Genomic DNA, 22,427 nt, shown 5'->3' with positions numbered 1-22,427 from the left:
CGATGGCTGAGATGACCGTAGAACTCGTTGCCGTCGAGCAGCGCTTGTGGTCTGGTTCGGCGACGCTGGTCAGCGCTCAGACCACCGAGGGTGAAATCGGAATCATGCCTGGGCATGAGCCGGTCCTCGGCCAGCTGATCGAGGGCGGAACCGTGTCGATCACCTCGGTCGACGGCGAGCGTATCGTTGCTGCGGTACACGGAGGATTTCTCTCCGTCACTGCGACGACGGTGACGATCCTTGCCGAGTCCGCGGACATGGCACAGGACATCGACGTCGAGGCAGCCAAGGCTGTCTTGGCCGAGAACTCGGGCGACCTCGAAGCGATTGCGGTCGCCAAGGGTCAGCTCCGGGCCGTCGAGCGCGCGTAAGTTACTCGAGTAAAGCCGCGACGGGAGCCGACGAACAGTGACATTCGGAATGACTGTGTTGATCATTCTGGTTGTGCTGCTCGCGGTTCTCGTCGCGGCTTTTCTGTATCGTCTGCTGGTTCTGCGTCGCGGCGGTACCGCTGCACTGCTTCGTGTTCTGCCATCTCCGGGGGACAGCGGGTGGCGTCACGGAATCATTCGCTACGGCGAAAGCACCTTTGTCTTTTTCAAACTGTCGAGTCTGCGGCCGGGCCCGGACTCCAGGATCGATCGTCAAGGTATCGAGGTCGAGAGCCGTCGTTCTCCCTCGGGTACCGAATTCGACATCATGAGCGACGACATCGTCGTGGTCAAGGTCAATGACGGCTCGTCGGCCTACGAAATCGCTTTGGACAGTGGAGCATTGACAGCGTTCCTGTCCTGGGTGGAATCGCGGCCGGACGGGCGCGCCCGTAGGCGACGCACCGCCTGACCGGTCCCGCTCAAGCCCCGGCGCCGGGCTTCCAGAGCACATCGCCTTCAGGATTTGCCACTCTTCCCATGATGAAGAGCAGATCCGACAATCTGTTGAGGTATTTCGCGGGGAGCACGCTCGTGTCCTCCGGGTTCGCATTGATGGCGGACCAAGCCGCACGCTCAGCACGCCGCGAGACGGTTCTTGCTACGTGAAGCAGGGCTCCCAAGGCGGTTCCGCCCGGCAGAATGAACGAATTCAACGGTGCCAGTTGCTCATTGAGTTCATCGCACCATCCTTCGAGTCGATCGATGTAGGACTGAGTCACTCGTAGCGGCGGGTACTTCGGGTTCTCGACCACGGGGGTGGACAAGTCGGCCCCTGCGTCGAAAAGGTCGTTCTGGATCTGGCGCAGCATTGCGAGGAGATTCTCCGGGGGAGTGCCGAGGGCAACGGCCACACCGATCGCTGCATTGGTCTCGTCGCAATCCGCGTAGGCGATCAGACGCGGATCGTTCTTGGACACGCGGGAAAAATCGCTGAGGCCCGTGGTCCCGTCGTCGCCGGTCCGGGTGTAGATCTTCGTCAGGTGAACAGACATAGGGCTACGGTACCGGCGCGGTGCCGACGAGGTTGTGGCTCTAGGCTGTGAACCGTGAGTGAGCACTTTCTTGTGACCGGGGGTAACCGCCTCGAAGGTGAAGTACTGGTGGGAGGGGCCAAGAACAGTGTGCTGAAGCTGATGGCCGCGGCGCTGTTGGCCGAAGGCACCACTGTCGTGACCAACTGCCCGGACATTCTCGACGTACCGCTGATGGCGGACGTTCTGCGAGGTCTGGGCTGCGAAGTCGAACTCGAAGATTCCGAAGTGCGGATCACGACGCCGGCCGAGCCGAAGTATCACGCTGACTTCGATGCGGTGAAACAGTTCCGAGCGTCAGTGTGTGTTCTCGGTCCGCTGGTCGCGCGTTGTAGACGCGCTGTTGTTGCCTTGCCTGGCGGTGACGCCATCGGTTCGAGGCCCCTCGACATGCACCAATCCGGGCTCCGCCTGTTGGGTGCGCGCAGCGAGATCGAACACGGATGTGTAGTGGCCGAGGCAGACGACCTGCATGGAGCGAACATCCGCCTGGTCTTCCCGTCTGTGGGTGCAACCGAGAACATCTTGATGGCAGCGGTCCTCGCCCGTGGTGAGACAGTGATCGACAACGCTGCACGTGAGCCCGAGATCGTGGATCTGTGCAACATGCTCAACGAGATGGGCGCCAAGGTATCTGGCGGCGGAAGTTCGACGCTCACCATTCAAGGCGTCCGCAAGTTGGAACCGACTACGCACCGTGTCATCGGCGATCGGATCGTCGCTGCAACGTGGGGTGTCGCGGCATCCATGACCAGGGGTGACGTCCGCGTTCGTGGGGTGAACCACAAGCATCTCGGACTGGTCCTCGACAAGCTTCGGACGGCCGGCGCGGAGGTGACTCCCGAGGTTGACGGTTTCCGCGTCATTCAGCGTGAACGGCCTAAAGCGGTCAATTTCGCAACATTGCCGTACCCCGGATTCCCGACCGACCTGCAGCCGATGGCAATCGGTTTGGCTGCGGTTGCCGAAGGCACGTCGATGATCACCGAGAACGTATTCGAATCGCGTTTCCGATTTGTCGAGGAAATGATCCGACTCGGCGCCGACGCTCGTACTGACGGTCACCATGCGGTGATCCGCGGAGTTCCGGTGTTGTCGAGTGCACCGGTGTGGTCTTCGGACATTCGGGCCGGCGCCGGGCTCGTGCTTGCGGGGTTGGTTGCGGACGGAACCACCGAAGTTCACGACATCTTCCACATCGACCGTGGGTACCCGCGATTCGTCGAGAATCTCCGTGGACTTGGGGGAGTGATCGAGCGGGTGGGCTCCGAATAGGTTCGGTGCTCGGCGTCACACTCGGGTCTATTCGCGATTGGCAGATAGGCGCAACAGTCTGACCTGGCCTTAGCCGGCCAATCGCTGTAGTGACCAGGCGATTTGTGAATTGATTGAAGGTTCGCGTAACTTATTCCAAGTCAGAGCGACACGGACACCGACTCCCGCCTTTACGGCGAGTGACACGAGGTTGTACGAAGTGCCTGGCGAACACAATCCAGTTTTTCTTCACGGGGTTCCGGTTTGCGCCGGTGGCCAGGTTGGGATAGGCTGGGAAAGTTGCCCCGGAGCGGCGGCCATAGGGTCGTAGTGATGGTGTGCGCGTGTTCTTTGAGAACTCAACAGTGTGTCGATGAATGTCAGTGCCAAAATTTTTTTGGTACTTCACATCCGCGAATGATCAACCGCCTCTTGGGGTTTGGTTGGTTTGTGTGTGGTGTGAGTATTTTTCGTCGGTGATTGTTCATTCTTCCGTCTGAATGGTTGCCGACACATTTTTTGCTAGTTGAGTTTTTTGCTAGTGATTTGACTCTTTTTGTCTATGACTGATTAGTGGGCTTGCCCGCGAAATCTAGAGTCTTCAACGGAGAGTTTGATCCTGGCTCAGGACGAACGCTGGCGGCGTGCTTAACACATGCAAGTCGAGCGGTAAGGCCTTTCGGGGTACACGAGCGGCGAACGGGTGAGTAACACGTGGGTGATCTGCCCTGCACTTCGGGATAAGCCTGGGAAACTGGGTCTAATACCGGATATGACCTCCTATCGCATGGTGGGTGGTGGAAAGATTTATCGGTGCAGGATGGGCCCGCGGCCTATCAGCTTGTTGGTGGGGTAATGGCCTACCAAGGCGACGACGGGTAGCCGACCTGAGAGGGTGACCGGCCACACTGGGACTGAGACACGGCCCAGACTCCTACGGGAGGCAGCAGTGGGGAATATTGCACAATGGGCGAAAGCCTGATGCAGCGACGCCGCGTGAGGGATGACGGCCTTCGGGTTGTAAACCTCTTTCAGCAGGGACGAAGCGCAAGTGACGGTACCTGCAGAAGAAGCACCGGCTAACTACGTGCCAGCAGCCGCGGTAATACGTAGGGTGCAAGCGTTGTCCGGAATTACTGGGCGTAAAGAGTTCGTAGGCGGTTTGTCGCGTCGTTTGTGAAAACCAGCAGCTCAACTGCTGGCTTGCAGGCGATACGGGCAGACTTGAGTACTGCAGGGGAGACTGGAATTCCTGGTGTAGCGGTGAAATGCGCAGATATCAGGAGGAACACCGGTGGCGAAGGCGGGTCTCTGGGCAGTAACTGACGCTGAGGAACGAAAGCGTGGGTAGCGAACAGGATTAGATACCCTGGTAGTCCACGCCGTAAACGGTGGGCGCTAGGTGTGGGTTCCTTCCACGGAATCCGTGCCGTAGCTAACGCATTAAGCGCCCCGCCTGGGGAGTACGGCCGCAAGGCTAAAACTCAAAGGAATTGACGGGGGCCCGCACAAGCGGCGGAGCATGTGGATTAATTCGATGCAACGCGAAGAACCTTACCTGGGTTTGACATATACCGGAAAGCTGCAGAGATGTGGCCCCCCTTGTGGTCGGTATACAGGTGGTGCATGGCTGTCGTCAGCTCGTGTCGTGAGATGTTGGGTTAAGTCCCGCAACGAGCGCAACCCCTATCTTATGTTGCCAGCACGTTATGGTGGGGACTCGTAAGAGACTGCCGGGGTCAACTCGGAGGAAGGTGGGGACGACGTCAAGTCATCATGCCCCTTATGTCCAGGGCTTCACACATGCTACAATGGCCAGTACAGAGGGCTGCGAGACCGTGAGGTGGAGCGAATCCCTTAAAGCTGGTCTCAGTTCGGATCGGGGTCTGCAACTCGACCCCGTGAAGTCGGAGTCGCTAGTAATCGCAGATCAGCAACGCTGCGGTGAATACGTTCCCGGGCCTTGTACACACCGCCCGTCACGTCATGAAAGTCGGTAACACCCGAAGCCGGTGGCTTAACCCCTTGTGGGAGGGAGCCGTCGAAGGTGGGATCGGCGATTGGGACGAAGTCGTAACAAGGTAGCCGTACCGGAAGGTGCGGCTGGATCACCTCCTTTCTAAGGAGCATCTCTTTCGCTCGCTGCACACAGGTGTGGTTGAGGAAAGCAGAGGCCATTTCGTTCCCGTATGTGGAACGGTGGTTGCTCATGGGTGGACGCTGACAAGCATTCGTTTTCGTTACTGCCGGCCTCAGTGCTGGTGGGAGAACAAATTATATCGGCATACTGTTGGGTCCTGAGAGAACACGCGAGTGTTTCCTCTCTAGGAAGTAACGACAATGTTCAGGCGCGGTCATACCGCAAGAATTTTTTCTTGTTGGTGTCTGCTTGGAGCCTGAGTGTTGTGTGTTGTTTGAGAACTGCACAGTGGACGCGAGCATCTTTGTTGTAAGTAATGAAGAGCGTACGGTGGATGCCTTGGCACCAGGAGCCGATGAAGGACGTAGGAGGCTGCGATAAGCCTCGGGGAGCTGTCAACCGAGCTGTGATCCGAGGATGTCCGAATGGGGAAACCCAGCACGAGTGATGTCGTGTTACCCGCGCCTGAATATATAGGGCGTGTGGAGGGAACGTGGGGAAGTGAAACATCTCAGTACCCACAGGAAGAGAAAACAACCGTGATTCCGTGAGTAGTGGCGAGCGAAAGCGGAAGAGGCTAAACCATGGGTGTGTGATAGCCGGCAGGTGTTGCATTCGTGGGGTTGTGGGGTTCATTTTGTCAATACTGCCGTGTTGGCCAACAGTAAGAAATCACAGGGTTAGTGGAAGTGGTCTGGAACGGCCTGTCGTAGAGGGTGAGAATCCCGTACACGAAAACTTTGTGACTGTTGTAATGGAAACCCAAGTAGCACCGGGCCCGTGAAATCTGGTGTGAATCTGTCGGGACCACCCGATAAGCCTGAATACTCCCTGGTGACCGATAGCGGACTAGTACCGTGAGGGAAAGGTGAAAAGTACCCCGGGAGGGGAGTGAAATAGTACCTGAAACCGTGCGCTTACAATCCGTCAGAGCCTTCGAGCAGTTTACTGCTGGGGGTGATGGCGTGCCTTTTGAAGAATGAGCCTGCGAGTTAGTGGCATGTCGCGAGGTTAACCCGTGTGGGGTAGCCGTAGCGAAAGCGAGTCCGAATAGGGCGATCGTAGTGGCATGCTCTAGACCCGAAGCGGAGTGATCTACCCATGGCCAGGTTGAAGCGACGGTAAGACGTCGTGGAGGACCGAACCCACTTAGGTTGAAAACTGAGGGGATGAGTTGTGGGTAGGGGTGAAAGGCCAATCAAACTCCGTGATAGCTGGTTCTCCCCGAAATGCATTTAGGTGCAGCGTCGCGTGTTTCTCACCGGAGGTAGAGCTACTGGATGGTCTAGGGGGCCCACAAGCTTACCGAAATCAGCCAAACTCCGAATGCCGGTGAGTGAGAGCGCGGCAGTGAGACTGCGGGCGATAAGGTTCGTAGTCGAGAGGGAAACAGCCCAGATCGCCAGCTAAGGTCCCTAAGCGTGTACTAAGTGGAAAAGGATGTGGGGTCGCGAAGACAACCAGGAGGTTGGCTTAGAAGCAGCCACCCTTGAAAGAGTGCGTAATAGCTCACTGGTCAAGTGATCCTGCGCCGACAATGTAGCGGGGCTCAAGTACACCACCGAAGCTGCGGCATTCACGCAATAGCCCCCTTCACTCTGCGGAGTGTTGGGCAGGTGTGTGGATGGGTAGGGGAGCGTCGTGTGGCCATGGAAGCGGCAGGGTGACCTAGCCGTGGAGGCCACACGAGTGAGAATGCAGGCATGAGTAGCGAAAGACGAGTGAGAAACTCGTCCGCCGAATGACCAAGGGTTCCTGGGCCAGGTTAATCCGCCCAGGGTGAGTCGGGACCTAAGACGAGGCCGACAGGCGTAGCCGATGGACAACGGGTTGATATTCCCGTACCCGTGTGAACGCGCCCATGGTGAATCAGTGATACTAACCATCCTGAAGCCACGAGAAGACCTTCGGGTCTCGAGTTGGTGGATGCATGGGACCTGATCTGGTAGTAGCCAAGCGATGGGGTGACGCAGGAAGGTAGCTGAGCCAGTCAGTGGTAATACTGGTGTAAGCGTGTAGGGCGTGACCTAGGCAAATCCGGGTCGCACACAAGCCTGAGACGTGATGCGTAGCCGATTGAGGCGAATTCAGTGATCCTATGCTGCCGAGAAAAGCCTCTAGCGAGCTTTCACACGGCCCGTACCCCAAACCGACACAGGTGGTCAGGTAGAGAATACTAAGGCGATCGAGATAACTATGGTTAAGGAACTCGGCAAAATGCCCCCGTAACTTCGGGAGAAGGGGGGCCCTGTCTGGTGACGACATTTACTGTCTGAGCTGGGTGGGGCCGCAGAGACCAGTGAGAAGCGACTGTTTACTAAAAACACAGGTCCGTGCGAAGTCGTAAGACGATGTATACGGACTGACGCCTGCCCGGTGCTGGAAGGTTAAGAGGACCGGTTAGTTCCTTCGGGAGCGAAGCTGAGAATTTAAGCCCCAGTAAACGGCGGTGGTAACTATAACCATCCTAAGGTAGCGAAATTCCTTGTCGGGTAAGTTCCGACCTGCACGAATGGCGTAACGACTTCTCAGCTGTCTCAACCGTAGACTCGGCGAAATTGCATTACGAGTAAAGATGCTCGTTACGCGCGGCAGGACGAAAAGACCCCGGGACCTTCACTACAGCTTGGTATTGGTGTTCGGTTCGGTTTGTGTAGGATAGGTGGGAGACTGTGAAGCGGTGACGCCAGTTATCGTGGAGTCGTTGTTGAAATACCACTCTGATCGAATTGGACCTCTAACCTCGGACCATGATCTGGTTCAGGGACAGTGCCTGGTGGGTAGTTTAACTGGGGCGGTTGCCTCCCAAAATGTAACGGAGGCGCCCAAAGGTTCCCTCAGCCTGGTTGGCAATCAGGTGTCGAGTGCAAGTGCACAAGGGAGCTTGACTGTGAGACTGACAGGTCGAGCAGGGACGAAAGTCGGGACTAGTGATCCGGCACCGGCAAGTGGAAGCGGTGTCGCTCAACGGATAAAAGGTACCCCGGGGATAACAGGCTGATCTTCCCCAAGAGTCCATATCGACGGGATGGTTTGGCACCTCGATGTCGGCTCGTCGCATCCTGGGGCTGGAGTAGGTCCCAAGGGTTGGGCTGTTCGCCCATTAAAGCGGCACGCGAGCTGGGTTTAGAACGTCGTGAGACAGTTCGGTCTCTATCCGCCGCGCGCGTTAGAAACTTGAGGAAGGCTGTCCCTAGTACGAGAGGACCGGGACGGACGAACCTCTGGTGTGCCAGTTGTTCCGCCAGGAGCACCGCTGGTTAGCTACGTTCGGAAGGGATAACCGCTGAAAGCATCTAAGCGGGAAGCCTGTTCCAAGATGAGGTTTCTCACCCCCTCGAGGGGGTAAGGCCCCCGGCAGACCACCGGGTTGATAGGCCAGAACTGGAAGTGCAGTAATGCATGCAGGTGACTGGTACTAATAGGCCGAGGACTTACCACAAAGAAGCTACGCGTCCACTGTGCGGTATCTGAAACAACACACAGATACTGATGAGAAACCCTGTTTTCTCCATCCCCCAACACCAGAAACTGGTGTTGACGGGTGGTGAAACCAGGTGATCAGAAGAAGGTTACTGTGACAGTTTCATAGAGTTACGGCGGTCATAGCGAAGGGGAAACGCCCGGTCCCATTCCGAACCCGGAAGCTAAGCCCTTCAGCGCCGATGGTACTGCACTCGACAGGGTGTGGGAGAGTAGGACACCGCCGAACACACATTAGAGAAGCCCCCCAACCAGTACTGGTTGGGGGGCTTTCTCGTACCCAAAACACCCCACCCCGCCAACACCCGAAAGCACCCCCGCCGGCACCCCCGACTTCGAGCGAACAGCACTTTCGTCGCCTCAGATCGACCGAACGTACCGTTCACACGATCGAAGGGGGAGCACCCCGCGTCGAGTGAACGACACGCTCACCCTCTTAGGCGAGGGGAACGGTACGTTCACACCATCAGGGGCGGGAACACGACTGAGGACGACAGGCGCTTTGCCCGGATCAGTCGATGCCGTCGGCGGTGGCAGTCGCATACTTCGGCCGGCCAGCCGGCAGATACCTCTGAATCGTCACGCCCTTTGATGTGGCTCGCGATTCGGCCAGCTCGAGTGCGATGTCCGGTCCGGAGTCGGGAAACAGTCGCGTGCCCTGGCCTACCACCACCGGAACGATCAGCAGGATCATCTCGTCGACCAGATCGTTCGCGAGAAGCCAGCGGCACAGGTTGCCACTGCCGTGCACCTGAAGCTCACCGCCGGGTCTGGCTTTCAGTGCGCCGAGAGCTGTGGCGGTGTCACCTGAAAGGGCCGTGGTGTTCTTCCATTGCGGATCGGTGACCGTTGTCGAGGCAAGATACTTGGGCCGCGAATTCAGGGCGCTTGCAATGGGGTTGACGTCGGGATTCTCGAACGCGCCCCAATAGCCGGCGAAGATCTCGTACGTGTGTCGCCCGAACAGGAACGCGTCAGCTCGCTGGTAGACCTGGACGAGATAGTCCATGGCTTCGGTGTCCACCAATGGCGCGGACCAGCCGCCCCGCTCGAATCCGCCACGGCGATCTTCGTCCGGCCCACCGAGTCCTTGCATCACTCCGTCGAGAGTGACGATGGTAAAGGTCGTCAGTTTCATAGTCGTACCCATCTCCCAGGCGTCGTCGGATTTCCGCTGTGCCGATATAGACCGTCGAGAAGCGGGAAAGTCATCGAGCGAACGTGGCGTTGATCGCCTTGGATCGACCGAACGTGCCGTTCGCTCAGGGGGGAGGTGGGGTCAGGGCTGCACGGGCACGGAGTCTGACGGGCTGGTCTCGGACTCCAGAGCGTCGCACGGAATCGCGAGCTCGGTCTGTTCGAGGCGGCCGCGAAGGGTGATGTTCTCGGTGATCGACCACTGTGCAGCCTCGGCGCTGTCAGCGGCAGCCACAGCCCGACCGGATGCGGCGACGTTACCCGGAACCGTCTTGGCGACCTCGGACAGTCGCGCCGCTTCGTTGACGGGATCACCGATGACGGTGTACTCGAATCTCTCTCGCGCACCGACGTTCCCGGCTACGGCAACACCTGCGGCGACGCCGATTCCCGCGCTCACTTCCGGAACCTCGGCACGCAGGCGCTGCTGAATCTTGCGGGCAGCGGCGAGTGCGCTGCCGGCGTGATCGTCGAGTGTCGTCGGCGCTCCGAAGATCGCCAGCGCTGCGTCGCCCTCGAACTTGTTGACGAATCCGCCGTGTGCGTCGACCTCGTCGACGATGACGTCGAAGAAACGGTTGAGTAGAGCGACCACAGCCGTAGGGGAGTTGGTGGCCGCGATCGTGGTCGATCCGATGACGTCGACGAAGAGAACGGCAACGTCACGTTCTTCACCGCCGAGTTCCGGGTTTCGGCGAACCGCGTTTGCGGCAACCTCGTGTCCGACGTGGCGCCCGAAGAGGTCGCGTATCCGCTCTCGCTCGCGCAGACCCTCGGCCATGCGATTGAAGCCGGCCTGCAGTAGTCCCAGTTCCGTTCCGTCGTACACGACGACGGACGCGGTGAGGTCGCCACGGGTGACTTGTTCCATTCCTCGTCGCACGGACCGAATGGGGGCCGCGGCGGACCGAATGTTGATGTATGTCAGCCCGAGTCCGACGCACAGGGTGATTCCGCCAATGACGAGGATGGCGATCGCGAGGGCTTGCCACGATGCAGGCCGGATGAAGCTGAAGACCGCCACGAGCATCAAGCCGGTGACGGGGACTCCGCTTCCGAGCAGCCAGACGAGGATTGTCCGGCCGGTCAGTCCGAGAACGGCAGCCTTGCGGGGTGCTCCGGATTCGAGTGCACGCGCAGCAATCGGGCGGAGTGCGAACTCGCTGAGCAGGTAGCAGAAAGCGCACGTGGTGATACCGCTGAAAGCTACGGTGAACAGAACTTTCGGAATGGTATCGGGGTCGACGATTCCGTACATGGTCGTGAAGGTGATGAGCGCGGCCGTCCACAGGACGGCTTGCACTCGGGTCAGTCGCCACGGCCCGCGCAGCGCCGCGCGTTGATTCTGCTCTGTCGGTGGGTGATCCTCGGTGGCCCATCGAAGATCCCGCATCAGCCGTTTGGTGCCCCACAGCAGTCCGATGAGAAAGACACACCCGATGAAGACGGGCACGGCAACGAAGTTGATCCATGCGAATTCGGGGTGGATGATCGCGGGTCCGGGAACCACGAATCCGATGAGCACGATCGCCAGTACCGCTCCGATCAGGTTTGTGACCAGGAGGGGGGCGGTGAGTAGTGCCTGGACGCGGATTCGGCGGCGCCTGGGGCTTTCGTCGGTGGATCCGAGCAGCCACGACCCCAGGGGCGCACTCGGGACACGGCTTCGCTGCATAGTGTGTCGAGAGTAGTCGTAATGATCGCTTAGGGTGGTCCGGTGCGCCTAGTTATTGCTCGTTGCCGTGTCGACTATGTGGGACGCCTGACCTCCCACCTCCCTACCGCAAGACGACTGCTGTTGGTCAAAGCCGACGGCTCGGTCAGTATCCATGCCGACGATCGGGCGTACAAGCCGCTCAACTGGATGAGTCCGCCGTGCTGGTTGGTCGAGACCACCGGGGACGGCGACGACATCCTGTGGGTCGTCACCAACAAGGCGGGCGAGGAACTGCGGATCACTCTCGAAGAGGTCGAGCACGATTCGTCGTATGAACTCGGCCTCGATCCGGGATTGATCAAGGACGGTGTCGAGGCACACCTTCAAGAACTTCTGGCGGAGCATGTCGAGACACTCGGCCCCGGCTACACGTTGGTGCGGCGTGAGTACATGACGGCCATCGGGCCGGTCGATCTTCTGGTCCGTGACGCGGACGGTGCATCGGTGGCGGTGGAGATCAAGCGTCGCGGCGAGATCGACGGCGTCGAGCAGTTGACGCGCTACCTCGAATTGCTCAACCGCGATCCGCTGCTCGCGCCGGTCACGGGAGTTTTTGCAGCGCAACAGATCAAGCCGCAGGCAAAGACTTTGGCCAACGACCGTGGGATCCGTTGCCTGGTCCTTGACTACGAGGCCTTGCGGGGCACCGAAAGCACCGAGTTCCGTCTCTTCTGACGCTGTTTAGACTCGAACCATGCCGCGCCGCAAACCTTCGCCGAAGCAAACCCGTCGAACGGATACTCGGCGTGCTCGGGATTCGAGCGCGGAGTCGGCGTCACCAAGCGGCGTGTTGTTCGGCGGAGCGCTGGTCCGGCAGGAACCCGGGCCGGGCGGTGAAATGTACATGGTGAGGCCGATACCCGGCTCCAACGCGACGAAGTTCTATCGATGCCCCGGTTGTGATCACGACATCAGACCCGGCGTCGCTCACGTGGTGACGTGGCCTTCGGAACCGGGCGGCGCGAACGAGCGTCGACACTGGCATACCGGATGCTGGTCAGGCCGCGGTACGCGCAGCCTGACCAGACGGTGGTCCTGAGCGTCGATCAGTTCCTGGACTGGGCTCGCTGCTCGACGGCGCGGGTGTCGATCTCGGCGGTGTTCGTCTCGTCCGAGTCCTCGAGAACGTCGTCTTCGTCGATACTCGGTTCTGATTTGACCGGATCTGCGTCGACCTTATCTGCGTCGGCCTTCTTGTCTTCGATCTCGAGATCTTCCTCGGCTTCGACGATGACCGGAGCGGGCGGTGCATCGAGGAGTTCGCTCTCCCGGTTGACCGATGCGAGCATGGCCGGAACCGAATCGAGTTGTCCGCGAATGCCCAAGAGCTGAGCCAGGATTCGGCCTCGGAGAACGCGCAGTTCTTCGGTGAGTTCCTTCGCGTGAGCGATCTTGCGCTCGGACTGATCAGTGGCGGCCTGCAGCCTGCGCTGAGCCTCGTGCGACGCATCGGCGAGTCGACGCTCGGCCTCTGCTTTGCTCGACGACTCCAGCTCGTTGACGGCGGCGACGACCTTGGCGCGGCGCTCCGACATCGAGATGTCGAAGTCTTCGCGGATCTGAGTGCGCTTGGCCTCGGACTCGGCAGCCAGTCGATCCCGCTCGGCCTGCGCGGCTTCGACGATCCGGGCGGCTTCGGTACGGGCCTGCGCCATGGTCTGCTCGTGCATGGTTTCCATCGCGTTGCGACGGTCCTCGAGTTCGGCGATCAGCGACTCGTAGTGCCCACGTAGGCGAGCGCCGTCCTGTTCGGCGATGGAGGTCATCTCGGCTGCGTCGGCCTCGGCCTTCGCGCGCACCTCCGAGGCCTCGTCGGAGGCAAGGCGCAGCATGCGGCTGATGCGATCGCTCATGCCCTCCGCAGTGGTGGGCGGTACCGAGAGGCGGTCTACGTCCTTGCGGAGGTCGTCGATGTCGTCGCGTGCATCGTCGAGCTGCTTGGCGAGGTCACGGGCCTGCGCAGCGGCTGCATCACGATCAGCCGCGGTAACTCGCAGCTCCGCGTCGAATCGCTCGAAGTAGTTACGTACCTCGTCGCGGTCGTATCCCTTCCGTGCGATCTGGAACGGAAGTTGGATCGAACCGCGGTCCTGCTCGTATGCCATGGCGACAATCTACCTGGCATACGAGCTGGAGTCGGGTCTGCTAGTGGCTCGCGTCGGGTTCGACCAGTTCCACCAGGACGCCGCCGGCGTCCTTCGGGTGGATGAAGTTGATGCGCGAGTTGGCCGTACCGCGTCGGGGAGCGTCGTACAGCAACCGAACCCCGCGGTCGCGAAGCTCGGCGGAGATGGCGTCGATGTCGGTGACCCGGTAGGCGAGCTGCTGGAGGCCGGGGCCGCTTCGGTCGATGAACTTGGCGATGGTCGAGTTCTCGTCCAGAGGCGCGAGCAGCTGAACGGCAGTGGATCCGGCGGGGGAGCCGACGACGGAGAGCATGGCCTCACGCACGCCCTGCGATTCGTTGATTTCCTCGTGGGTCGACACCATGCCCAGGTGCTGCGTGTACCACTCGATTGCCACGTCGAGATCGGGCACCGCGATCCCGACGTGATCGATCGCGACGACGAGGTCGGACGACAAAGGTGCGAGTGCAGAACTGGGGGAGGTCTGTGTCATACCTTTCACGGTAGCGCTACCGTTTGAGGAGTACACGTCGGGATGTGACTTGGCTCTTAGGCCGCACGGAACCGACGACTATCTCTCTTTTGCAGCCGGAGGAAATCGTGACCAGTTCTGTGATTGTTGCGGGAGCTCGTACCCCGATGGGTCGACTCCTCGGATCGTTGAAAGACCTTTCCGGGTCCGACCTCGGCGGCATCGCCATCAAAGGCGCCCTCGACAAGTCCTCAGTCGCACCCGAACAGGTCGACTACGTCATCATGGGACAGGTCCTCACCGCCGGCGCCGGCCAGATGCCCGCCCGCCAAGCCGCCGTCGCCGCCGGCATCCCCATGAACGTCCCCGCCCTGAGCATCAACAAAGTGTGCCTGTCCGGCATCGACGCCATCGCCCTCGCCGACCAACTCATCCGCGCCGGCGAATTCGACATCGTCGTCGCCGGCGGGCAGGAATCGATGTCCCGCGCACCCCACATGCTCGAAAAAAGCCGCGAAGGCTTCAAATACGGCGACGTCACCCTCCGCGACCACATGGCCTACGACGGCCTCCACGACATCTTCACCGACCAGGCCATGGGCCTGCTCACCGAACAGGTCAACCAACAAGAAACCGCCCACATCACCCGCGCCGAGCAGGACGCCTTCGCCGCCGCCTCACACCAGAACGCGGCCCGCGCCTGGAAAGACGGCCTCTTCGACAACGAAGTCGTCCCCGTCTCCATCCCCCAACGCAAGGGCGAGCCCATCGTCTTCGCCCAGGACGAAGGCATCCGCGCCGACACCACCACCGAATCCCTCGGCAAACTGCGTCCCGCGTTCAGCAAGGACGGCACCATCACCGCCGGCTCCGCCTCCCCGATCTCCGACGGCGCCGCCGCCGTGATCGTGATGAGCAAAACCAAAGCCGAAGAACTCGGCCTGACCTGGATCGCGGAAATCGGCGCCCACGGCGTCGTCGCCGGACCCGACTCCACCCTCCAGTCCCAACCCGCCCGGGCCATCGCCAAGGCCTGCGCGAAGGAAGGCATCGACCCCACCGACCTCGACCTCGTCGAAATCAACGAAGCATTCGCCGCCGTCGGGATCGCCTCCACCCGCGAACTCGGCCTCGACCCCGCCAAGGTCAACGTCAACGGCGGCGCCATCGCCGTCGGCCACCCCCTCGGCATGTCCGGCGCCCGCATCGCCCTGCACCTCGCCCTCGAGCTGCAACGCCGCGGCGGCGGCATCGGCGCAGCCGCACTCTGCGGCGGCGGCGGACAAGGCGACGCACTCATCGTCCGCGTCCCCAAGGCCTGAGTGTCTAAATACACCTGAACGAGCGCTCTCGCTCGGCGACGCCCCGTGGTTTTGCTCACACAACTACGGGGCGTCGTAGTTGTTCGGGCACAATGGCCTCATGGCGAACATCTTTGACGTATCCACTCCCGCGAAACGCTTCCGTCTGGTGGCGTGGTGGGAAGCTGTGACCTGGGCGGCCTTGCTGGTTGCCATGTTCTTCAAGTGGGTCCTCGGACACGAAGAAGCGATTCGCATCCCCGGAATGGTCCACGGAACCGCCGGCTTCCTGGTGTTCATCGTTGTTGCACTCCTGACCGCGTGGTCGCTCAAGTGGGACGTCAAGACCACGATCCTTGCGCTGATCTCGAGCGTTCCGCCCTTCGGCACCGTCATCTTCGAACGCTGGGCAGTGCGAAACGGCAAGCTCGGTGAGCTGTCCACGGAGTTCGATGCGTCCAAGGGCAACGCGGCGCTCGTCTGAGTGCTGCATCCCTCTACGTAGCTTCTCGCAACTCGTGACAAACTGGGAGCCGTGACTCGACCAGGTTCCAGGCCCCCCGCGCGTTCGTCCGCAGTTGCTGCCGCCATGAGCGGCGCAGTCGACTTGTCCGCCTTCAAAGAGCGGGCCACGGCCCCACCACCGCCGCGTAACACCAGCGGCGACGGGGCCGTTTCTGCTGTCTCCGGGGCAGTGATCGAGGTGACCGAGGAGAACTTCGAAAGCGAAGTCCTGCTGAAGTCGAGCCAGGTGCCGGTGATCGTCAACATCGGTGGCCGCGCATACGAGCCCTCGGTCGTATTCACCGAAGTTCTCGAATCATTTGCAGCGCGAGCCGGCGGCAAGTGGATTCTTGCCAACGTCGACGTCGACGTGAGCCCTCGTATCGCGCAGGCATTCGGTGTGCAGTCGGTTCCGACGGTTGTTGCTGTCGCGGCTGGTCAGCCGTTGGCCGATTTTCAGGGCGCTCAGCCAGAGGCGCAGCTCAGCCAGTGGTTCGACGCAGTCCTCCAAGCTGTCGAGGGCAAGTTGAGTGGGCCGGTCTCCGACGCGGACGAACCGGTGGAGGAGGTCGAGGATCCTCGCTTCGTGGCCGCTGAAACCGCGCTGGACGAGGGCGATCTCGACGCCGCCATCGCTGCGTACCAGGAAATTCTCGACGCCGAACCCAACAATGTGGAGGCCAAGAGCGCTGTCCGCCAGGTGAAGTTCATGGCTCGGGTTCAGGGTGTCGATCCCGAGTCGATTGCGGCCGCGGATGCTGATCCGTCCGATCTCGAACTGCAGTTCGCTGCGGCCGACCTGGAAATGTTCGCCCAGCAACCCGAGGCGTCGTTCGCCCGCTTGATCTCGGTGGTCTCGCGAACTGCCGGCGACGACAAGGCTGCCGCTCGGACGCGCCTGCTCGAACTGTTCGAACTGTTCGACCCGGCAGAACCGATCGTCATCGCGGCCCGTCGTAAGTTGGCTTCCGCTCTCTACTGACGTGTGGACCGGCGGTCGCTACTCCGTGTAGCGGCTGTCGCACACTTCCCGGCCACCGAGAACGCCGGTCCGGAACGCGTCGACACGTGCGAACCCGCTCGGAACCGTCTCACCGTTGACGTCACTGGCAGCCAGGCCGTCGGTCAGCAGCCCCGATACGGCTTCGTCGAGGTCGCCGGGGGAGAGTGTGACCTGTGCTCCGGACGCCGCGGCGTTGGTGGGACTGAGCGCTGCGGTGATGACGCCGGACAGGCAGGCGGCGCGCAGGGCAGTCTGCGGAGTGTCGAGCGATTGGCCGTTCTCCTTCTGCATCGCGAGGGTGTACCTCGACGCGAGCAGGACATAGGCGTTGTAGTCACCGGTGATGTTGGTCTGGATCAACTCGCGTCGCCCGACGCGACCCGGCGTGCCGCGCTCGGCAAGGTCGTCGACGCTGATTCCGATGGTGTTCGTCGACGGGCAGTACGAGACGGGTTCGGTCGCAACGGCATCGCTGCACCCGGTGTCTGCGCCGGTGAACACGACCTTCGGTGGCTGCGGTAGATCGAAGATCGCTTGGAAGGTCTTCACGAACTCGTCGAGAGTTGCCTCGGTGACGGGCAGTTCTCCGGAATCGTTGCCCTCGGCGAACTGCTGCGGGAGGTCTGCACGCCGTGACTCGATTTCGTCGGCGTCCATCTTCGCGCACGCACCGGCGCCGTCGGTGAAGCCGATCTGAGTGGCGGTGACGCGCTCGAACGCCGAACCATGGTGGCTCTCAGGATCATTAGGGTCTTCGTCGCGGATGGCGACCGCCGACGCCAACACCTTGTTGAGTCCGTCGGAGGTGTTCATCGTGAAGTGCGCGGCCTTGTCCTCGGCGACGTGCCGCAAGAAGGCGCCACCGAAACAGTCGGCTTGCTGTTCGCGCACCAGGGCTGCGTCTCGTTTACCGCCGACGATCCCGGCCTTGCGTTGAACGGCATGGCCGTACTCGTGCGCAAAGATGAACGCGACGGCCACTTCACCGAACTTCTCCCGCACCTCGGGCAGCAGCAATTCACGATCCCAACCGATGGTGTGATCGATGCTGCAGTACCCGGCGTTGATGAGTTCTTCGGTGGTCTCCTCACAGAAGTCCGGGCCGTTCGATTCGGTGGGGTCCCACGAGATCAGCTCGTCGACCGGTTCGAAGGGCTTGTCGAACAGAGCCGGGTACTCGGCGGCCCAGTAGGTTTCGATGTCTGTGATGGCGTTGGCTGCCAGCGCGTCGATGTCCCCGCCGTCGGTGCCGGTGATTGCTCGGTCGGCGTTGGGGGCTCCCGGACGCAACCCACTTGGTCCTGCCGTTGCGTCGAGTCCGGCGACGCGGAAGGGATCGTGATAAATCGAGACGGCGTGGCCACTCGTTCCCTGGGCACAACCGGCGAGCAGTGCTGCCACTGCCAACAGTGACGACGTGACAATGACTACTCGCCGGCCGACCATCAACGCTCCAGACTTATCCAAATCGCTCCAGCAGCTGGCAGCGCCACCTGTGCGGAGGCTGGCCGACCGTGCCACGAATGCGACGTTGCTGTGACCGCTCCGAGGTTCCCGACTCCGGAGCCGCCGTACACCTCGGCATCGGTGTTGAGAATTTCCACCCATCGGCCGGGCTCTGGTAGCCCGACGCGGTAGCTCGAGTGCTCACTGCCCGAGAAGTTGAACAGGCAGGCGACAATCGAACCGTCAGTACCGTAACGCAGAAAACTGAGGACGTTGTTCTCGGTGTCGTTGGCGTCGATCCAGGAGTATCCACCGGGCGAGGTGTCGAGGGTCCACATGGCCGGATGACGTCGGTACGCGGAGTTGAGATCGCCGACCAGTCGCTGGACGCCGCGATGGAGAGTGCCGGTGTACTGATCGTCGAGCTGCCACCAGTCGAGGCCGCGTTCTTCCGACCATTCCGCACTCTGACCGAATTCCTGTCCCATGAACAGCAGTTGCTTGCCTGGATGCGCCCACATGTATGCAAGCAGTGAGCGCAGGCCGGACGCCTTGGCGAAGTCGTTGCCGGGCATCCGGGTCCACAGAGTTCCTTTGCCGTGCACCACTTCGTCATGGCTGATCGGTAGCAGGTAGTTCTCACTCCACGCGTACATCAGTGAGAACGTGATCTCGTGATGGTGGTAGGTCCGGTGTACCGGGTCGTGACCGAGGAACCCGAGGGTGTCGTGCATCCACCCCATGTTCCACTTCATGTTGAATCCGAGGCCGCCGACATTGGTCGCCCGAGTGACTCCGGGCCACGCCGTCGACTCCTCGGCGACGGTGACGACTCCTCGATGGTTCTTGTGGACGGTGGCGTTCATCTCCTGCAGGAACGCAACGGCTTCGAGATTCTCGCGGCCGCCGTGAATGTTGGGAGTCCATCCACCTTCCGGGCGTGAGTAGTCCAGATACAGCATCGATGCGACAGCGTCGACGCGAAGTCCGTCGATGTGGAACTCCTCGAGCCAGAAGAGTGCATTGGCGACGAGGAAGTTCCGCACCTCGCGGCGACCGAAGTCGAATACGTATGTGCCCCAGTCCAACTGCTCGCCGCGACGCGGATCGGCGTGCTCGTACAGGGGAGTTCCGTCGAAACGAGCCAGGGCCCACTCGTCTTTGGGGAAGTGTGCAGGCACCCAGTCGACGATGACACCTATCCCTGCGGCGTGCAGGTGGTCGACGAACCAGCGGAAGTCGTCCGGGGTGCCGAAGCGGGAGGTCGGTGCGTAGTACGAGGTGACCTGGTATCCCCACGATCCACCGAACGGATGCTCGGAGACGGGCAGCAGTTCGACGTGGGTGAATCCGGTTTCGGTGACGTAGACGGCGAGTTGCTCGGCCATCTGCCGGTAGTCGAGTCCCGGACGCCACGATCCGAGGTGCACCTCGTACACGCTCATCGGGGACTGCGAAGGATCGACACCGGCGCGGGTTTCGAGCCAGGCCGCGTCGTTCCACTCATGCGAACTGGTGGTCACTCGCGATGCAGTCGCCGGCGGGACCTCGGTACCGAATGCCATGGGATCGGCCTTGTCGCGAACGGAGCCGTCGTGGCCGTGGACCCGGAACTTGTACAGCGAACCGACTGCGATGTCGGGCAGGAAGAGTTCCCAGACCCCAGTGGAACCGAGGACTCGCATGGGGGCGAATTGCCCACTCCACCCGTCGAAGTCGCCGACGACGGTCACGCCGCGGGCGGCCGGAGCCCAGACGGCGAACGAGGTGCCGTCGACGGGTCCGTCCGGTGTCTCGTAAGAACGCGGATGTGCGCCGAGGATGTCCCACAGTCGTTCGTGCCGACCTTCGCCGAACAGGTGAAGGTCGAGTTCACCGAGAGTCGGCAGGAATCGGTAAGGGTCGGCTGCGAGAACCGTGTGTCCACCCGGGTACGTCACGGAATAGCGATAGTCGATCAGGTCGGGGTAGGGGACCAGAGCCACGAAGATTCCGTTCGAAACATGTTCGAGAGGAAAGTCTTTGCCGCCGATGACGGCACTGACGGACTCGGCGTTGGGACGCAACGCTCGCAGAACGGTGCCGTCGGCGTGGGGATGGGCGCCGAGGACACTGTGCGGATCGTGATGTTCACCGCGCGCCAACAGCTCCAGCTCGTGATTGTCCGGTGCGATACCCGAAGGGAACTTCTCGGTTGACATCACTTGCCTCCACCTGCGCGGTGCGCATTGCGTGCTTGGTAGGCCAGAGAGATCCGGGCCGGATACGGAACGGGTGGGAGCGCGAGGATGTGCGCCACCGAACGCCAGGGCTCGAGGCGGACGAAATTGGCTTGGCCCCAATTGAACTGCTCACCGGTTACCTCGTCGAGCACGGTCATGTGGTCGTGCCATTCGCGTCCGAGCGCCGGCATGTCCAACCAGACGGTGCCCTCTTCTGCAGCGAACGGGTTGAGGTTGATCACCGTCAGGACGGCGTCACCGGTCGAGGCGTCGAACTTCGAGTAGGCGATCAACGCGTCGTTGTCGATGTGGTGAAAGTGCAGGTTCCGCAACTGTTGCAGGGCCGGATGTGCACGCCGGATGCGGTTGAGCGCGGTGATCCACGGCTCGAGAGACTCGCCTCGCGCTGCTGCTTCGGCGAAACGGCGCGGCCGAAGTTCGTATTTCTCGGAGTCGAGGTATTCCTCGCTGCCGGGGCGAACGGCTTGGTGTTCGTAGAGTTCGTAACCGGAGTAGACGCCCCACGTCGGCGCCAGGGTGGCGGCGAGAGCTGCTCGCAGTGCAAACATTCCGGGCCCACCGTGCTGGAGGGACTCGTGCAGGATGTCCGGCGTGTTCACGAAGAGGTTCGGTCGGGCTTCGTCGGCCTTCGCCGTCAGCTCGTTACCGAATTCGGTGAGCTCCCACTTCGCAACTCGCCAGGTGAAGTACGTGTACGACTGCGTGAACCCGCGCCGGGCAAGGCCGTACATGCGCGCCGGACGAGTGAAAGCCTCGGCGAGGAACAAGACGTCGGGGTCACTTTTCTTGACCTCCGAGATGAGTGTCTCCCAGAAGTTGGGCGGCTTGGTGTGCGGGTTGTCGACACGAAAGATCTTGACTCCGGCGTTGATCCAGTGGCGGACCACGCGCAGGATTTCCTTGTCCAGACCGCGAGGATCGGTGTCGAAGTTGATCGGGTAGATGTCCTGATACTTCTTGGGCGGGTTCTCGGCGTAGGCGATGGTGCCGTCGGGAAGGACGTTGAACCACTCCGGATGCTTCTTGGCCCATGGATGATCCGGGGCGCACTGCAGCGCGAGATCCAGTGCCACTTCGAGATCGAGCTTGCGGGCCGCAGCGACGAAGGCCTTGAAGTCCTTGAGCGTGCCGAGTTGCGGGTGAACAGCGTCGTGCCCGCCGTCGACCGAGCCGATGGCCCACGGCGAGCCGACGTCACCGGGTTCGGGAGTGAGAGTGTTGTTGCGTCCCTTCCGGTTGATCTCGCCGATGGGATGGATCGGTGGAAGGTAGACGACGTCGAAACCCATTGCGGCGATGCGGGGTAGGTCTTCGGCCGAGGTTCGGAAAGTACCGTGTTGCGGCACCCCGTTCTCGTCCCAACCGCCCGTCGAGCGGGGGAAGAACTCGTACCACGATCCGAACAGTGCACGGTTGCGATCGACGACGACGGGGTGGGACTCGCCCTTGGTGACCAGTTCACGGAGCGGAGTGGCGCGGAGCAGTTCGGCGACGTCGGAGGCGAAGGCCGGCGCGACGCGAGCAGTCAGCGCCTGATCGCTGCGCAGCGACGCCGTGACGGCCTCGAGCCTGGACCTGTTGCCCCGCGGTACCTCGTGCGCGGCCTGTTCGAACAGGCGCGCACCGATTTCCAGGTCGTTGGCCAACTCGGCCGCCCCTTGCCCGACGGCGAGCTTCGCTTCCACGGCGTGCTTCCAGGTGGCGATGGGATCGCTCCACGCCTCGATCCGGAACGACCACATGCCTTCGGCGGACGGCGTGAACACCGCGTCGACGGTGTCCGGTTCGGTCCCGGGATCCATCGGAATGCGCAGCGGCTTGGTACCGCGCGGACCACGCACGACAAGAGTGGCGGAAATGGCGTCGTGGCCTTCTCGCCACACGGTGGCGTGCACTGGGAAGACTTCACCGACCACGGCCTTTGCCGGATAGTTACCCGAGATCTCGGGTACCACGTCGTCGATACCGAGGCGTCCTGACACGGGAAGCTCCATTTCTGGTGATGGATCGCGGTAAAACTTTCTTTCGCCGGGTTCAACCGTAGTGGGTGCGGCGCTGGAGTGCTGATAACGACGA

At 61.4% G+C, this 22,427-nt stretch carries 16 protein-coding genes and 3 rRNA genes; 11 read left to right on the top strand and 8 right to left on the bottom strand.

Going from position 1 to position 22,427, the window contains the following annotated elements; all coding sequences use genetic code 11:
* Positions 1–2: 2 nt before the first annotated feature.
* Together P0M12_RS01590 and P0M12_RS01585 are read left to right on the top strand one after the other, a co-directional pair.
* Complete coding sequence (locus P0M12_RS01590) at positions 3–371, top strand: F0F1 ATP synthase subunit epsilon (RefSeq protein ID WP_003941287.1); 369 nt, start codon at positions 3–5, stop codon at positions 369–371.
* Positions 372–420: 49 nt separating this feature from the next.
* On the top strand, positions 421–843 hold the full coding sequence (locus tag P0M12_RS01585; RefSeq protein WP_029255703.1) for a DUF2550 domain-containing protein: 423 nt from the start codon (positions 421–423) through the stop codon (positions 841–843).
* 10 nt (positions 844–853) lie between these two features.
* On the opposite strand, the gene P0M12_RS01580 is transcribed toward P0M12_RS01585, so the two are convergent.
* On the bottom strand, positions 854–1,426 hold the full coding sequence (locus tag P0M12_RS01580; protein ID WP_030537338.1) for a cob(I)yrinic acid a,c-diamide adenosyltransferase: 573 nt from the start codon (positions 1,424–1,426) through the stop codon (positions 854–856).
* Between the two features lie 54 nt (positions 1,427–1,480).
* On the opposite strand from P0M12_RS01580, the gene murA reads away from it, so the two are divergent.
* From murA to rrf, 4 genes are all read left to right on the top strand, one after another.
* Complete coding sequence (gene murA, locus P0M12_RS01575) at positions 1,481–2,740, top strand: UDP-N-acetylglucosamine 1-carboxyvinyltransferase (protein WP_003941314.1); 1,260 nt, start codon at positions 1,481–1,483, stop codon at positions 2,738–2,740.
* 580 nt (positions 2,741–3,320) lie between these two features.
* A 16S ribosomal RNA gene (locus tag P0M12_RS01570) occupies positions 3,321–4,838 on the top strand.
* 328 nt (positions 4,839–5,166) lie between these two features.
* A 23S ribosomal RNA gene (locus P0M12_RS01565) occupies positions 5,167–8,301 on the top strand.
* Positions 8,302–8,454: 153 nt separating this feature from the next.
* Positions 8,455–8,571, top strand: a 5S ribosomal RNA gene (gene rrf / locus P0M12_RS01560).
* Together the 16S, 23S and 5S rRNA genes form the textbook arrangement of a ribosomal RNA operon.
* A gap of 282 nt (positions 8,572–8,853) precedes the next feature.
* Here rrf and P0M12_RS01555 read toward each other — a convergent pair.
* Both P0M12_RS01555 and P0M12_RS01550 read right to left on the bottom strand, forming a co-directional pair.
* On the bottom strand, positions 8,854–9,480 hold the full coding sequence (locus P0M12_RS01555; RefSeq protein WP_192713748.1) for a dihydrofolate reductase family protein: 627 nt from the start codon (positions 9,478–9,480) through the stop codon (positions 8,854–8,856).
* Between the two features lie 141 nt (positions 9,481–9,621).
* On the bottom strand, positions 9,622–11,214 hold the full coding sequence (locus tag P0M12_RS01550; RefSeq protein WP_193595174.1) for an adenylate/guanylate cyclase domain-containing protein: 1,593 nt from the start codon (positions 11,212–11,214) through the stop codon (positions 9,622–9,624).
* Between the two features lie 42 nt (positions 11,215–11,256).
* Between P0M12_RS01550 and nucS the strand changes: the two genes are divergently transcribed.
* Together nucS and P0M12_RS01540 are read left to right on the top strand one after the other, a co-directional pair.
* Entirely contained in the window at positions 11,257–11,931 is a 675-nt protein-coding gene (gene nucS, locus P0M12_RS01545; RefSeq protein WP_007733244.1) for an endonuclease NucS, read from the top strand.
* A 19-nt stretch (positions 11,932–11,950) separates the two neighbouring features.
* The gene (locus P0M12_RS01540) at positions 11,951–12,295 is read left to right on the top strand and encodes an ATP/GTP-binding protein (protein WP_081305424.1); all 345 of its coding nucleotides are present in this window, start codon (positions 11,951–11,953) and stop codon (positions 12,293–12,295) included.
* Between the two features lie 7 nt (positions 12,296–12,302).
* Here P0M12_RS01540 and P0M12_RS01535 read toward each other — a convergent pair whose 3' ends face one another.
* Both P0M12_RS01535 and mce read right to left on the bottom strand, forming a co-directional pair.
* Positions 12,303–13,361, bottom strand: coding sequence for a hypothetical protein (locus P0M12_RS01535; protein WP_007733248.1), 1,059 nt, complete (start codon positions 13,359–13,361; stop codon positions 12,303–12,305).
* A gap of 40 nt (positions 13,362–13,401) precedes the next feature.
* Entirely contained in the window at positions 13,402–13,875 is a 474-nt protein-coding gene (gene mce / locus P0M12_RS01530) for a methylmalonyl-CoA epimerase (protein ID WP_007733251.1), read from the bottom strand.
* 107 nt (positions 13,876–13,982) lie between these two features.
* Here mce and P0M12_RS01525 point away from each other — a divergent pair, with 107 nt between their 5' ends.
* The 3 genes from P0M12_RS01525 to P0M12_RS01515 all read left to right on the top strand — a co-directional run bounded on the left by P0M12_RS01525 (position 13,983) and on the right by P0M12_RS01515 (position 16,641).
* Positions 13,983–15,176, top strand: a complete 1,194-nt coding sequence (locus tag P0M12_RS01525; protein WP_007733254.1) for an acetyl-CoA C-acetyltransferase — start codon at positions 13,983–13,985, stop codon at positions 15,174–15,176.
* A gap of 100 nt (positions 15,177–15,276) precedes the next feature.
* A complete protein-coding gene (locus P0M12_RS01520; RefSeq protein ID WP_007733255.1) occupies positions 15,277–15,639 on the top strand; it encodes a DUF3817 domain-containing protein in 363 nt (120 codons plus the stop codon).
* A gap of 105 nt (positions 15,640–15,744) precedes the next feature.
* Positions 15,745–16,641 (top strand): co-chaperone YbbN, encoded by an 897-nt coding sequence (locus P0M12_RS01515; protein WP_065456252.1) that lies wholly within the window; start codon positions 15,745–15,747, stop codon positions 16,639–16,641.
* Positions 16,642–16,659: 18 nt separating this feature from the next.
* Here P0M12_RS01515 and P0M12_RS01510 read toward each other — a convergent pair whose 3' ends face one another.
* From P0M12_RS01510 to P0M12_RS01500, 3 genes are read right to left on the bottom strand one after another with little or no spacing between them, the layout of a single operon-like run.
* On the bottom strand, positions 16,660–18,108 hold the full coding sequence (locus tag P0M12_RS01510; protein ID WP_003945377.1) for a neutral zinc metallopeptidase: 1,449 nt from the start codon (positions 18,106–18,108) through the stop codon (positions 16,660–16,662).
* Complete coding sequence (gene glgB / locus P0M12_RS01505) at positions 18,108–20,309, bottom strand: 1,4-alpha-glucan branching protein GlgB (RefSeq protein WP_221742568.1); 2,202 nt, start codon at positions 20,307–20,309, stop codon at positions 18,108–18,110. The genes P0M12_RS01510 and glgB overlap by 1 nt, the downstream gene beginning before the upstream one ends.
* Entirely contained in the window at positions 20,309–22,333 is a 2,025-nt protein-coding gene (locus P0M12_RS01500; protein ID WP_277377390.1) for an alpha-1,4-glucan--maltose-1-phosphate maltosyltransferase, read from the bottom strand. Before P0M12_RS01500 ends, glgB begins: the two co-directional genes overlap by 1 nt.
* Between the last annotated feature and the right edge of the window lie 94 nt (positions 22,334–22,427).

Source organism: Rhodococcus sp. RCBS9 (assembly GCF_029457415.1).
Classification (GTDB): domain Bacteria; phylum Actinomycetota; class Actinomycetes; order Mycobacteriales; family Mycobacteriaceae; genus Rhodococcus_F; species Rhodococcus_F qingshengii.
The sequence above is the reverse complement of the archived record's forward strand: the minus strand, read 5'-3'. Positions and strand labels throughout refer to the sequence as shown.